Below are 15,696 nucleotides of genomic sequence, written 5' to 3' on the forward strand. Positions count from 1 at the left end.
CCTGTTCGGTGACGAGGTTCGATGTGACATTGGGGTTTGGCGCTTTCTGCTGGTCCTCTAGCCATCTGGCGACCATCTCGCGATGGGTACGGAAGGGCCTGATATCCATTGCTGGTATATCTGTGATTAAATCATCATTTTTAGATGAATACCCCATGTCTTTGAGGCTGAAACTGATGGAACCCTGACCTTGCTTAATAGAACGTTGATAAATCAGTTTACCTTCTGAATTAACTGTCCAAGGTAATGATTCTCTCTGCGTCAGAATGTTGCAAGCTTCCCAGATGACAATAGAAGAAGCAAAAGGACTATGCTTGCCATTGGGAAATAAATCAGAGCTTGTTGGTGTTCTTGTCTCAGCTTTATATCTACCTTTTTTGGCTTGGGTAGGAACAGGACTGCTAATAGAACAGTGAATTACGCACTGAGGTTGTTCGTAATAACCCTCACAGCTATTACATAGTTTAGGATTAATGGAGTATTGTTCATTTTCTATAGTTATTGCACCTGTTGGGCAGTGTATTTGTGGTACACAGGTGGCACATGAGGTACAGTTTTCAGTAATTTTGTGAGTCATAACACGCCCCTGTTATTGCTGTTGAGAAGTTTTGTGCTAACTGATTAAGATTAATCATATTGATGTCCTGTTTGCTATATAACTAACTATCTATACATGGAGTGAAGATATCAAATCTTTTGTTTGTTGTTGATTTAAGTATTTTCACTTACGTTAAATTCTACATTTAATAATAAGAGTTAATATTTCATAAATTATTTAGATTAGATGTTCATAGTAAGCAAATTAATATTGTTTTTATTTTTTATACTTGAGTAATTATAGGATTTTTATAGTTATACATTTAACTTGCAATAGTTAATATTTATAAGTATTATTGTATTGCTATTTTACAATAAAAAAAATAAGGGAAAATGCTAAACAAATATTTTTAATGTAAATTTGTCTGCATTTAACCCCATTTTCTAACTGCTTATACTTTTATAGTTGAGAGAAATGCTTAACATTTCAGTTGATTGCTTGTAGTATTTACTCGATGACTAACTTGTAATTTACCTTTGGGAAGTTGAATCTTTTTTTGTTTAAGAATTCTCCTGACTTGAGTACCACTAAGTTTGATTCCTGTTTTTTCAGCAAGATAATTTGCTAAACGTTCTCCACTCCAGTTTTGACATTCAAAACCTAACTGATGAGGAGATTTTTTGCTGACTTCTATTAACAATTGAATGTATTCTTCTGTAGCTTTGCGAAAGTTACCATGCTCTCGTCGATCTCGCAAACTATCTAATTGGTCTGGGTCTCCATGTACACACCAATAAGCAACTGTTCTATAAGAACAACCTATAAATGCAGAAATTTCTGAATAAGTTTTTCCGTCATTTAATAGAAGTAACATCAATACTCGTTCTCGGAAATGAGAGCAATTACCTTCTTGTAAGGCTTTTTGCAATCTTTTCTTTTGCATTGAACTAAGAAAATCTTTAGCAGGCATAACAGCTACCTCAGTTTGACAATTTAATGCAACTTAGCTGCACTATATATAATCCGCTTTTTAAAACCCTCTAAATTGAGAAGATAAGCTATGACTCTAGACTCAGACAAAAATTTGTCTATTGTAGTCTGCTACGCTATAATTCAAGTAAGGTTGAGTAAAATATTTGTTCTTAGTAATTGAATGGTTTTGACACTCCACGGGATAAATCCGCGTGGATTCTTAAGGGTAACAAATTTGCCGGGATAAATCCACGTCAAATTTTACCCTTAATGGCATAGCCAAAGATGCCTCTAGTCTGTCCGGGGTAAACCCATTCAGGTTGCTTTTGACTCCAATATTTGCAGCTCCGTTACAATCTGCATTTATCAATTTATTCTGCTTAGTTTTGTACAAACCGCGTTTGACTCGCTTGCCACTAAAACTGTATTCATTCGGGTTATTAGCATTGTAAACAGGTATCCGATCGCCGTCTAAAAAACTAGCCTTAGAGGTATAAGACTCCTCCTGTTCTATATAGGTTAATCCATACCTATCACACATAGCTTTTAGTTTGAACCTGAAACTATGGTGTGGTATTTGTACAAATTTTTGGTTAGTTTTTTTACCTAAATTGATACTTTGTTTGATTCGGTGATTTACGCCAACAACAATAGTAAATATCTTGTTTTCACTACACCAGTTGATTAAATATCTAGCTGCTTTATTCAGGTAATCTCTAACTTTATTGTTCCGATTTACTGTTATGCTGACTTGCTTTTTGGTTAAATCTTTGATGCCTTGTTTATCCTTTATAGACTGTATTCTAGAATGTTCCTTGTTGTACCATTGATTGATTGATTTAAGCTTTCTACCGTCTAAAATAAACGATGACCCAGTATTCGATACACAAGTTGCTAGATTGTCTAGACCAAGGTCTATTGCTAAAGCATTGTCAGATTTTACTATCTGCTGCGATTCAACTTCAGTAATAAATTCTACCTCAAAAAACCTAGCATCATATCTAGGAATTATTCTAACTTCCTTGAGATTTTTACCTACTAATCTTTCTGGAAATGGAATTTTAACTGCACCATATTCAGTCTTAAATTTCCGCGACATAGGAATATTGAAATCTCCATTTCTCACCTTAATTCGAGGTATTATTAAAGGAAAATACCCTTCTTTGTTGAGGTATCTAGGCAATCGTATTTGTTCAAAACGATAATTACCTTCTTTAGCTTTTTGGATTAAGTTAAAAAACGACTTAAAAGACCTATCTACCACTTTTAATGTTTGCTGTGCAATATCGGTTTGAAGGAGTTGATAATTTTCGTTATCTTTGCAGTAATGGTAATTTGACTCATATCTTAGATATCCGCCTTCAGCAAAATAGAACTGTCTCACAGAGTAAAGGCCCACATTGTACATATTTTTGGATAATCTGCACAATTGTCTTAAGGCTTTAAACTCCTGGCTTGACAGGTTTCTAATTTTGTTCTTTTGGGTAAGATACATAGTGAATTTTTGCGCTTATAATACACATTTAGGCGATAATATTCAAATACTGCAATTTTTGACTACGGATTAAAATCCGCGCCCGTCGTTTCCATCCACCGCTTAAAAGACGGTGGTTTCCCACTTACCGATTTTTTATGATGATTTCTTCTATAGAAAGCATAAAAAACCGGATTCAACTTAAGCCTGTATTCTTAACAGTTAACTTGGCCATAATTAGACATAAAAATATAAGTTTGTCTTACCAGATATATAGTTACTGCTAATAAGAACATATTACTTTTTGATAAAATCTTTTCCTGTCAAATAACTAACAGTTTATTCTGTGATGGTTAGAATTACTATTGCTGCTACGCGGAAGTCAAAAGTCAGCGGAAGTCGAAGTTAAAAAGTCAAAAGTCAAAAGTATTGATTGGTAAGGCTTTTAGGATTTTGTAACTGGTTAGTTATTTCTGCCATCCTGCACTAGAATGACTGCTGTACAATACCTATACAATTCCGGCAAAACTAGGTAAAACCTGACCCACCCCTCTAGCTCCCCTCCCAGGAGGGGATGGGGGTGGGTGATGTTTGCTTCTTGCTTCAACCTGGGAGGCCGCCCTCGTCCAGTTCACAAGCGTAAATTCGGGTACAGCCTACCCTATTTTTTTGATTAACTTCCCCATACTGAGATAACACCAATGCCGCATTCAAGTCCCGGTCTATTCTCATTCCACAGTGAGGACAATTCCCCGGTGCGGTCTTTTAACTTTAATTCTTGATGAATGTAACCACAACTATGACAAGTTTTGGATGACGGAAACCACTGATCAGCTAGCACTACTGTCCCACCAGAGCTTACGATTTTGGTTGTCAATCGTTGTCTAAATTGATAAAATCCTTGGCGGGCTATAGATGCTGCCAACTTACCATTTTTCATCATCCCTTTCACATTTAAACTCTCTAAGCAGACGTGCTTAACTTTACCCACTAAGAGTGTAGTAGTTTTCTCTATGAAATCCCTACGCACGTTAGTAACACGACCATGGTACTTCGCGAGTTTTTTGTAATATTTAATGGCATTTTTTGAAGGTGGTTTACCTTTACCTCCTAGTTGTTTATTCCTATTGCGCCATTGAAATTTAGCCTGGTTTAATTGCTCTAGTTTAATAGAGTCTGGGAGACTTAAAATTTCGTTTTCCCCCTTTTTTTGGTTTGCTATACTTGCAAATTGTTTAACTCCAACATCTATACCAAAAGTTTCGTATTGTCGCTCATCTAATAGGGGATGAACTGGTAACTCCTCGGCTTCAATACCAAAACTAACAAACCATTTTTCCCCTGTTCTACTAATAGAAAAAGTCTGGCTTGCTGTGGTGTAAGGAATTGATTCCCATAATCGAAAAGTTCCTAATGTTGGTATTTTAATTTTTTTACCAGGGTTAATTGTAACTTTTCCATTACCGTCATAAACAGTAAAAGATTGTCTGTCTTTTTTCCTTTTCAACTTAGGACACTTACTTATTCCTTCTTTTTCGGAGGATAAGGATATCTCAGAATTACACACTTGATGCTTGACTCTCTTGCTGAGTTTTCCTTATATTTAGTTAATTTGATATGATGAGGAAACCATTGCCTACAGGACGCTACAGTTTTTGCTCCGCAACATTATTGATGTAGGTATACCGCACCTAAAAAGCGGAAGTTCTGCGAAGCGCAAAACGACCACTTGCACCTGTCAGCGACGCGGCGGAGTCTCGGTAATGCATAACTTTTGCGTAGCGCCATACTATGACAAAATTGCATAAAAAAAAGTTAGGGAGCTCAGACTTTGGGTGAATAATTTCACTAATACACCTGAAGCTGATACTCCACAAACTTCTATATTAATATTTCTGAGTTGATATTTTTCCAAACTCACACAGCTGCAGGAGCATGAGTGAAGCATTTCTTGCCACAAATGTTAGCGCAAGCTTCACATCCGATACAGTCATCTGCATTAGCAATAGTCATAACTTTCCGTAATACTTCATCATCATCATCGTCATCATCTACAAACTCTCCATGTTCGTTGAGGGGTCTAAGTTCTAGAACATTTCTATGACAAACTTTAAAGCAACGACCACAACCTAGGCATTTATTCATGTCAATAGATTCGACATACTGAGGAGTCCAAGCTGTACCACCTTTAGTTAAAGCTGTTAATGTTGCCATCGGTTCTTCTCCTTAATTAATAGACTAAATGTTTTGTTTTGTTTGCTTTGTTCCATCTTTTTATATAATAGCTATTTACTATAACAAAAAAGTAGTTTTTTATACTTTTTTTAGTTTTTTTTGTGATACTTAATGATGGCTTTTTTTGTGCATTTATTTGTTAGAAAATATTTGCAATTATTGCTAGAAAAATATACCTATAAACGTAAGCATTTCCTGCAAAATACTGCGCAAACAGGATTCAGCAGTCAGCTAGCCTCTTACAGAGGAACTGCGTTATCAGCTCTTGAGAAACACCTACATTTCTCGCCACAGAGTTGTATGAATTGAACTCAAACTTATCGTTAGGGAACAGCTCCGAAAGGCAACAGTTTAGACTGTCTGCTACGGCCAAATTTTCGGCATTGTCAGGGGAAAAGTATTAGCATTTTGAGACAAAAAGAGCCAAAAACCTTGCACTTTTTCAGCAATATTTAGGGTTTGCGTATGGAAAGTCTTTTTGGTGGGGTAGAAGACAGGAGACAACCCACCCCTAACCCCTCCCAGGAGGGGAAGACAGGAGACAGGAGAAATGGGAATGAGCGAAGAGGTAGTAGAAAGAATTGTCCCTTGATTTTTCTGCCTAACTATGCGCCTAAAATACTAACTTTTTGAGCATGAAGAGCTGAAAACCAAGGTATTTCAGACCTAAAAAAGCTAAAGTCTTTATATGTCAATGCTTTTAGATTTAATCAGCAAGCCCTATTTAACCCTGGAAGCCTTTACAGGTATTGATTAAAATTTTATTCAGCAAACCCTAATTAAGGTTTAAATCCTCTCCTTTTCAAGGAGAGGTAATTATTAATTATTAATTATTAATTATTAATTGTTGAACACCTTCTTCAATTTCCGCCCTTAACTGGAATTAATATCTCAAATAATGTACCTTCATTTTGATTAGATATACACTTCAGTTCTCCCCGATGTTTTTCGACAACAATTTGGTGAGAAATTGATAGTCCTAGACCTGTACCCTTACCCACTGGTTTTGTGGTAAAAAATGGGTCAAAAATACGATTTTGAATAGATTCGCTAATACCATGCCCATTATCAGAAATAGAAATTTTCACAAAATCTTGATTTACTCCTGTTTCTGATTTATGAGAGACTTTCGTTTTGATGGTAATAATTCCTGGTTTTTCTTGTTCTTCAAAAGCATCTATGGCATTAGCAATAATATTCATAAATACTTGATTTAATTGACTAGCATAACACTCAATCTTGGGTAAATTTCCATATTCTTTGATCCATGTTATTTGCGGTCTTTTCTCCGTAGCTTTGATACGATGTTGTAAAATTAATAGAGTGCTATCTATACCAGAGTGAATATCTACTTTTTTCATCTCTGATTCATCTAAACGAGAGAAATTTCTTAAAGATAAAACTAATTCTCTAATTCGGTTAGCTCCTATATTCATTGAATCGACCATTTTAGGCAAATCTTCAATCAAGAAATCTGCATCACAGTCTTCAGCAAAATCTTGAATTTCTGGAATTGGATCTTGATAGTTTTGTCGATACAAATTCAGTAGATGTACTAAGTCTCTAATGTAGGTATTTGCATGAAGAAGATTGCCATATATAAAGCTAATTGGATTATTAATTTCATGGGCAATACCAGCAACCATTTGACCTAGACCAGACATTTTTTCTGCTTGTACTAATTGAGCTTGAGTCTTTTGCAATTCTTTTAAAGCTTTTTCTAATTGCAATGCTCTTTCTCGTTCGCGTTTTTCTGATTCTCGTAGTGCAATTTCTCCTTGTTTTCGTTCTGTGATATCACGAATAATTGCTAAGACTTCATCTTTACCACTTTTGACATAACGAGCTTCATAATAATAGAGCTGATCATTAATCAAAGTAGAATATTCTCCTGCTTGCACTTTATCGGTGCTGAGAGTAAGTTTTAAATACTGTCGAGTCCAAACAGCTATATCTTGGGGAAATATTTCTTCTATAGTTTTCCCTAGTAGTTCTGATGCTTCGGGGGTATTTTCATCATTTTTTGATGGGTAGAAGTCGAGAACAGATCCTTTTGAGTCGAGGCGTAACATTAAGTCGGGAATAGCATGGAGGAGACTCTGATTGCGTTTTTGACTTTTTTGTAGTGCTTCTTCTATTCGTTTGCGTTCGGTGATATCAAATCTAATGGCTAAGTATTGATAAGGTTGTCCGAGATCGTTTAAAAAAGGTACGATAGTTGTATTAACCCAATAATAACTACCATCTTTAGCCTTATTTTTAATTTCTCCTCTCCATACATGACCAGAGCTAATAGTAGACCACAAATCTCTAAAGAATTTTGGGGGATGATGTTTAGAGTTAAGCAGACGATGACTTTTTCCGATTAATTCTTCTCTAGAATATTGAGATATTTCATAAACTTTATCATTCACATATTGAATAATACCTCTTTGGTCTGTAATGGCAACGATCGCTGCTTGATCTATAGCAAATTTGATATCAGATAGTTCTTTGAGGGTTTTCCGCAGTATTGCTTCTAGTAAGCGACGTTCTGCTATTGCCTTGCCCTGGTTAGTTACGTTTTGTAAATCGTGATTTTTTTCAATGAAAGATGCTACCATCTGGTTGATCTGGTAATGCTGATAATCAGATTGATTTAGAACTTGATTAGTTTCCATTATTTTTTGTTACTCCTGGTTAAATTTTGATGCACTGCTAATATTTCTGACTCCACTTTCAGGTTGAGAATTATTTGTAGCTTTTTTGGCTCACAACCTGTAAATGTGAAGCTAGTTCTTATCTAGCAACTTAAATTTTAGTACATTAATTTTTACTAGCTTAAATACATGATATATGAAATGCTTATATTAGTATTCAGAGCATATAATTTTTCTACCTTAGCATATAATTTTTCTATCTTAGAGTTTAGTTAAATTGGTTACTAAATATTGATATATTTAGGTAAATATTTATTGCTGATTGTTAAAAATATTCTATATAAATGTAAATATTTAATGCATTTATTCTGGATACTAAAGTTCTTTTAAAGAGGTATTTACAAGCTCAGAGAGAATTTTTTAAAGCTTTTTTTTTTATACGCCCCCCTATTAAGTTAGATTTAGCAGGAACAAAAAATCTCTGAAAGCGTCTAGTTATGTTTGTTAAAAATTTATTTTGATTTTTTTGTAGCATTAGCTACAAAAAAAAATTATTTGTAGTGTAAGAAAAAGAATACTCAGCAAAGCTCAAAATATTTCTTGATTTCAGACTATAGCAATTCCCATACTGGTAAAGTACAAAATTCTAGGTTTCAGGGAACAGGGAATCGGGAACAGGGAACAGGGAACAGGGAACAGGGAACAGGGAATCGGGAACAGGGAATCGGGAATAGACAAAAAATATTCCAGATCCTCAACGGAATCTGCTGTATTATATATTGGCTAAGTTTTTAGGAGTCATATCATGTCCGGATAATTAGTTATAAAAAAACTTTCTCCTTCAACTCCAGTTCTTCTTCTTTCTTCCCTCTTTACTCCTGACTCCTGACTCCTGACTCCTGACTCCTCCGTAGTTATTTATTTATCACTGTTCAACCGGACATGAGATCAGTAGTCAGGAGGAGAGCATTGACTTAATCAAATGTCATAGAAGATTTAAACGTTAGTGGAATGTTAGCTAACCATAAACTAGCTAAATCAGTTAGCAGATAGTGATTTTATGAGTTCAGGCGTCAACTAGAATAGGGCTTGCTAAAAAAGTCTTATGGGTGCAGGTAGGAGACAGGAGACAACCCACCCCTCGCCCCTCCCAGGAGGGGGACAGGAGGAACGGGGAATTTGGAGGAGGTAGGAGTAAGAATTTTCCCAATATTGTTCTGCCCAACTCTTGACCAAAATCCTGAATTTTTGAACCATTACCACCTAAAACCTCGCATTTTTTCTAGATCTAAAATTGCTCAAACCAATATCATATCATGTCCGGTTGAATAATTAGACAATGGTTGTCCGAAGGCAGGAGGCAGCTATGCTGGAGGCAGAAGGTTTTCTCTCATTGTCACCTTAATTCTATACACGCTCCGATGCTACCGGACATGATATCAGTCAATAAGCGCGATATTTAATCAGCAAATCCTAGAAGATAAAACACAGTGGTACAGTTCTGAGTTAGTAATAGTTGATAGGTTTTTTCCATCATCAAAAACTTGCTCGAATTGTGGTCATGTTCAAGATATGCCCTTAAATGTAAGGACTTATATCATGTCCGGTTGAATAATTAGACTTTGGTGGAAGGAAGGCAGCGGGAGCTGGAGGCAGGAGGCAGAAGGTTTTCTCAAGAGTGTCACCTTAAGCAGAATTACGTTGATTTATATTATGTCCGGATAATTAGGGTTTGCGCTCAAAAGTCTTTTTGCTAAGGCAGGGAATAGGGACTCACCCCTCGCCCCTCCCCCTCCGGTGCAGGGGAGTAGGGAGTAGTGAAGAGTTAGGAGAAATCAGGAGTTGTAGAGGAAGTACTCCAAAAAATTATCCCAAGATTTTTCTGTATCTATCTTACCCCAATACTCACTTTTTGAGCTTTCTTAGGCAAATACCTGCTACTTTTTCACTACCTCAACAGGCCAAAACCTTTATATATCAAGACTTTTATATTTAATCAGCAAGCCCTAATTAGTGATAAAAAAACTTCTACCCTTTGAATCTTTCTTTTCCTTCTGCCCTCTGCCTTTTGCCTTCTGCCTTCCTTTTGAAGTTTTGTAGTCAAAATGAGTGAAAACTGCTACAAACGGACATTATGTAGCAATACTGAGATAAGATGGATAAAGTCCTTAATTTTTTCCCATTGTATTATTATGGTAGTCCTTGCTGGATATACAGATTTGATTCAAATCTATGAAGGTACAAACTCTCAAGTGTATCGTGCCCAAAGACTTGACAATAATCAATCAGTCATTCTCAAATTCCTTAACGAAGAATATCCCAGCACTGAGCAAATTAGACGCTACAAACAAGAATATCATTTGACTTGCCAGTTAGACTCACCAGGTATTATTAAAGCATATAGCTTGGAAGAATATCAAAGAAGTTATGCCCTCGCTTTGGAAGACTTTGGCGGAATTTCCCTCAAACAATGGCTTGAAGAAGGCCCAGAGCTTTCTGTTGAAGAATTTTTATTTCTGGCGATCGCTATTACCGAAAGTTTAGGACAAATTCATACTCAACATATTATTCATAAGGATATTAATCCCTCTAATATAGTTTTTAATCCTGAAACCAAAGAACTAAAAATAATCGACTTTGGCATTGCTACCCAACTAAGTAGGGAAAATCCTACTCTCAAAAATCCTAACGTTTTAGAAGGTACTCTACCTTATATTTCCCCAGAACAAACAGGCAGAATGAATAGAGGGTTAGATTATCGCACAGATTTTTATTCTTTGGGTATAACATTTTATGAAATGCTGTCGGGAAAACTGCCTTTTGAAAGTTCCGATACTTTGGAATTAGTACATTGTCATCTGGCCAAAAATCCACCAGCAATTATTAGGGAAGAAAAACTTAACAAGATAGAAATACCCCAAATAATTGCAGATATTGTGATGAAATTAATGGCCAAAAATGCCGAGGATCGTTACCAAAGTGCTGATGGGTTAAAAGCAGATTTAGAAGAATGTCGCCGACAACTAAAAGGAATAGGGAATATTAATTCCTTCATACTAGGTCAACAGGATATTTCAGATCGCTTACAAATTCCTCAAAAACTCTACGGAAGAGAAGAAGAGATTGTCACTTTGCTCGCAGCATTTGAGAGAGTTGCCGAAACAGGAAAAGTAGAATTCATGATGGTGACAGGTTATTCTGGCATTGGCAAATCCTCTCTAGTCCAAGAACTTTATAAACCTATTACTGTCTGTCGTGGCTATTTTATTTCGGGGAAATTCGACCAGTTTCAACACAATATTCCTTATTCGGCCATTTTGGGAGCTTTTAGAGGATTAATCGGGCAATTATTGGTAGAAAGTAGAGACCGACTAGAACGGTGGCGAAAAAAACTCTTAAAAGCATTGGGTTGTTATGGACAAATCATTATTGATGTAATTCCTGAAGTCGAATTAATTATCGGCAAGCAACCGCCAGTTCCAGTATTAGGAGTAAACGAGTCTCAAAATCGTTTCAATCTTATTTTCGGCAATTTAATTCGTGTATTTAGCAATAATAACCATCCTTTAACTATATTTCTAGACGATTTACAATGGGCCGATTTAGCGAGTTTAACTCTGATAGAACAAATATTATTCGCAGAAAAAACAGAATATTTATTGCTGGTGGGAGCTTATCGAAATAATGAAGTAGATGTCGGTCATCCGTTGTTAAATTCTCTCGAAAGAATTAAAGAAAAATACAAAGAAATTCAGGAAATTACTTTACAACCTTTATCCCAAAAAGAAATCGTTAGTTTAATCGGCGAGACCTTCAATCAGATTCAAGGAACTCACTATTTAGCTGAATTAGTTTGGCAAAAAACGGGAGGAAATCCTTTTTTCATCAATGAATTTTTACAAGCATTATCTACTGAAAAATTACTGCAATTTGACCATCAATCAAGAACTTGGCAATGGAAAATAGAAGAAATAGAAGCCAGAGGATTTAGCGATAATGTAGTGGAAATGATGGTAGAAAAACTGCAAAAATTACCCCAGTCTAGCCAAGAAATTTTATCTATGGCTGCTTTTTGGGGAGCAGAGTTTGACTTAGAAATAATATCATTAATTACACAAAAATCTCCTCAAGAAATTTTTGAATATCTAAAAATTGCGATGGAGCGCAACTTAATTGTCCCCAAATCGGAACTAGACGAAAACCTGTTGATTCAATCTTATCAATTCAGTCACGATCGCATTCAACAGGCAGCTTATGCTTTGATTCCTGAATGGCGCAAAGCAATCACCCATTACTATATAGGACAAGTTATCCTAGAAAAAATATCCCCAGGAGCAATAGAAGAATCTATTTTTCAGTTAGTTAATCAATTAAACTATGGCATTACTTTAATCAGGGAACAAAAAGAACGCGACGAACTCGCGAAACTGAATCTGACTGCCTGTCACAAAGCAAAAGCAACTAGCGGTTATCAAGTAAGTCGGGAATATGCCAAAATAGGATTAGAGTTGCTAGGAGAAAATGCTTGGCACAGGCAATATGAAATGACTCTATTATTCTATAATAATTCTGCTGAGTTGGCTTGGCTATGTGGCGACTTTGAGGAGATGGAACGGTTTATTCATACAGTTATTACCGAAGGGCGATCGTTATTGGATAGAGTTAATGTTTGCCTAATTTCAATTAAATCAAAAGTTACCCAAACTAAGCTCAAGGAAGCTATTGAAATTGCTCTAGAATATCTCCAGCAATTAGGATTTCAACTTCCTCAAAGTCCTACACCAAAAGATACTCAAAAAATTACAGCAGAAATTTCTCAACTAATTGGAAACAGCAATATTTCTGACTTAGTTGACTTACCTGTAGCAGTAGATGCAACAAAAGCTTCTGCCATACAAATTACTAACAGTATTATTCCTGCCGCTTACTTCTCAAATTTTCTTTTGTATCCACTATTAATTTCTTTTTCAGTTAAACTCTCTATTGAAAATGGAAATATACCAGCTTCAGCTGTTGCTTATGTTTGTTACAGCATCGTTGCCTGCAATATTTTGTTGGATGTGGAAACCGGAGTTGCATTTGGTGATTTAGCACTCAAACTTGTCTCGAAACTGGATGCTAAAGCCTTCAAACCAGAAGTATTAAATGTGGTAGGGTTATTCACATTACACCGCAAATCTCATACGAAAGAAACCCTACCACTGTTGCAAGAAAGTTATGCAGGAAGTATGGGAGTTGGTAACTTGGAAGCAGCAGGATATAGCGCCCATAATTTTTGTCTCAATGCTTTTTGGTGTGGCCTGCCACTTGAGAATTTGGAGCAGCAAGTTCGTACTTACTATCAAAAATTAGTACGATTAAATCAACTAATGGCTGCGAATTTGTGTCAAATTCACTTACAATCTATTTTAAATTTACAGGCAGCAGTCGATCACCCTTATATTTTATCTGGGGAAGTTTTTCTCGAAGCAGAATTTCTCGAACAACTACAAGCAGCAAATAATTTTTCTGGCCTGTCTTATTTGTATTTATATAAGCTGATGCTTTGCTACCTGTTTGGAGAAATAACGTTAGCTAAAAATTATGCCGTTGAAATTAAACAATATTTAAAAGCAGTTGTCGGAACCGTTGCAATTCCTGCCTTGTATTTATATGATTCTTTGACTTTTCTTGCAGATGCAACCCCAGACTCAGAAGATCTACCCGAAGTTCTCGCAGCGGTAGAAGAAAATCAAAGGCAGCTACAACAGTATTGGGCAAAGTATGCACCCATGAACCACCAACATAAGGTAGATTTGGTAGAAGCAGAAAAATGCCGAATTTTAGGGCAAAAAGCTGAAGCGATCGAGCTATACAACAAAGCAATTTCAGGAGCAGAAGAAAACGAATACATCCAAGAAGAAGCTCTCGCCAACGAACTTGCAGCTAAATTTTATCTTGACTGGAAGCAGGAAAAAATTGCCCTGGTTTACATGAGGGATGCGCATTACTGTTATTATCGCTGGGGAGCAACTGCAAAAATCAAACACCTGGAAGATAAGTATGCTAAATTGTTTAAATTTCCAACTGCTACAACTTATGGTTATAAAATCTTGAGTACCAGGACTACGAACAATTATAGCACTACTGCAGAATTCGATTTAGCTACGTTAGATTTAGCGACATTAATCAAGTCTACTAATGCTATTTCTAGCGAAATCGTACTAAATAAATTGCTGGCAACTTTAATGGATATTATGGTAGAAAACGCCGGTGCCCGACGGGGAATCTTGATTTTACCTGATGGCGAAGGTTTATTCGTCGAAGCTACCAAAGAATACTCTCAGGAAGTTTGCCTCTTGCAACCTATTCCTGTAAATAAGTTCAAACAGCTTTCAAAAAAAATCGTTAATTATGTCGCCCGCACTGGCAAAACAGTAGTTCTCAACGATGCTATGGGTGAAGACAAATCTCTTAGTAGTCCTTCCCTTGCATCTGACACTGACGCGGACGATCGCAGCCTTACGGATGATGCTTATATTCAAAAATATCAATGTCACTCCATCGCCTGCACCCCCTTAATCAATAGAGGTCAACTCCAAGGTATTATCTATCTAGAAAATAATCTTACTACTGGAGCTTTTACCCGAGAACGTTTGGCACTGTTACGAACCTTAGCAGCACAAGCTGCCATATCTTTAGAAAATGCTCGATTGTATGATGCCTGCAAACGTTTCGTGCCAGAGCAGTTTCTCAGTTTTTTAGAGAAAAAGAGCATTGTCAATGTGAAACTCGGAGACCAAGTAGAACGGGAGATGACAGTTTTATTCTCAGATATTCGGGATTTTACCACCATCTCCGAAAAGATGACCCCGGCAGAAAACTTTGCTTTTATTAACGAATATCTAGGTTATATGGAGCCACTTATTCAAAAACATAGTGGGTTTATTGATAAATATATTGGCGATGCCATTATGGCTTTGTTTCCTAATTCTGCCGATGATGCTGTCAAAGGAGCGATCGCGATGTTAGAGGAGTTGAAAATGTACAATTCAGAGCGACAACAAAGGAATTTAAAACCCATTCGTATTGGTATTGGTTTACATACAGGAAGATTAATGTTAGGCACTGTTGGAGGATTTGGGCGTATGGATGGCACAGCAATTGGCGATGCTGTCAACCTTTCTTCTAGAGTAGAAAGATTCACAAAAACTTATGGAGTGTCGCTGTTAATTACCCATAAAACTTTGGTACATTTGAATAATCCCTTGGAATACAACTATCGATTTATAGAACAAGTGACAGCTAAAGGTAAAACTAAATCGGTTGCTTTATTTGAAGTCTTTTCTGCCGATCCGCCAGAATTACGAGATATTAAAATAGCGACGAAACAGAAGTTTGAAAAGGCAGTTTTGTTGTTTTATCAGGGAGCATTTACAAAAGCGGCTGCTCTATTTCAAGAATGCTTAGAATATGGCGATCGCGGTCGGGTTGTTTATCGTTATCTCGAACGCTGCAGGGATAGTAATATCATGTCCGGTTGAATAATTAGACTTTGGTGGAAGGAAGGCAGCTATGCTGGAGGCAGGAGGCAGAAGCTTTTCTCAAGAGTGTCACCTTAATTTTATACACGCTCCGATGCTACCGGACATGATATTACCCCTTCTTCCTTCTTCCCTCTTCCTTCTTTCTTACTTCTATCATTTGTAACAAACAAATGACCACTTTTTATGAATTATATCATGTCCGGTTGAACAGTTATATCATGTCCGGTTGAACAGTGATAAATAAATAACTACGGAGGAGTCAGTCCTCAGGAGTCAGGAGTCAGGAGTAAAGAGGGAAGAAAGAAGAAGAAC

At 36.5% G+C, this 15,696-nt stretch carries 8 protein-coding genes; 2 read left to right on the forward strand and 6 right to left on the reverse strand.

The annotated features are described in order from the left end of the window. The 6 genes from F6K54_RS24140 to F6K54_RS24165 form a co-directional block, all read right to left on the reverse strand. On the reverse strand, positions 1 to 577 hold a 577-nt coding region (locus F6K54_RS24140), incomplete at its 3' end, for a DUF362 domain-containing protein (RefSeq protein WP_375342000.1). Positions 578 to 1,016: 439 nt separating this feature from the next. Next, entirely contained in the window at positions 1,017 to 1,508 is a 492-nt protein-coding gene (locus tag F6K54_RS24145; RefSeq protein WP_293082995.1) for a helix-turn-helix domain-containing protein, read from the reverse strand. Positions 1,509 to 1,730: 222 nt separating this feature from the next. Further along, a complete protein-coding gene (locus F6K54_RS24150; RefSeq protein ID WP_293082997.1) occupies positions 1,731 to 3,005 on the reverse strand; it encodes a transposase in 1,275 nt (424 codons plus the stop codon). 652 nt (positions 3,006 to 3,657) lie between these two features. Beyond that, a complete protein-coding gene (locus tag F6K54_RS24155) occupies positions 3,658 to 4,551 on the reverse strand; it encodes a transposase (RefSeq protein ID WP_293082998.1) in 894 nt (297 codons plus the stop codon). A 350-nt stretch (positions 4,552 to 4,901) separates the two neighbouring features. Beyond that, positions 4,902 to 5,198: a ferredoxin III, nif-specific gene (gene fdxB, locus F6K54_RS24160; RefSeq protein ID WP_293083000.1), complete on the reverse strand. Its 297-nt coding sequence runs from the start codon at positions 5,196 to 5,198 to the stop codon at positions 4,902 to 4,904. An 881-nt stretch (positions 5,199 to 6,079) separates the two neighbouring features. Beyond that, entirely contained in the window at positions 6,080 to 7,879 is a 1,800-nt protein-coding gene (locus tag F6K54_RS24165) for a PAS domain S-box protein (RefSeq protein WP_293083002.1), read from the reverse strand. A 1,449-nt stretch (positions 7,880 to 9,328) separates the two neighbouring features. Between F6K54_RS24165 and F6K54_RS24175 the strand changes: the two genes are divergently transcribed. Together F6K54_RS24175 and F6K54_RS24180 are read left to right on the forward strand one after the other, a co-directional pair. Beyond that, positions 9,329 to 9,469 carry a zinc ribbon domain-containing protein gene (locus F6K54_RS24175; protein ID WP_293083006.1) on the forward strand — a complete coding sequence of 47 codons (141 nt, stop codon included), beginning with the start codon at positions 9,329 to 9,331 and terminating at the stop codon, positions 9,467 to 9,469. 581 nt (positions 9,470 to 10,050) lie between these two features. Further along, positions 10,051 to 15,381: an AAA family ATPase gene (locus tag F6K54_RS24180; protein WP_293083004.1), complete on the forward strand. Its 5,331-nt coding sequence runs from the start codon at positions 10,051 to 10,053 to the stop codon at positions 15,379 to 15,381. Positions 15,382 to 15,696 lie beyond the last annotated feature (315 nt).

The organism is Okeania sp. SIO3B5 (assembly GCF_010692555.1).
Taxonomy (GTDB): domain Bacteria; phylum Cyanobacteriota; class Cyanobacteriia; order Cyanobacteriales; family Microcoleaceae; genus Okeania.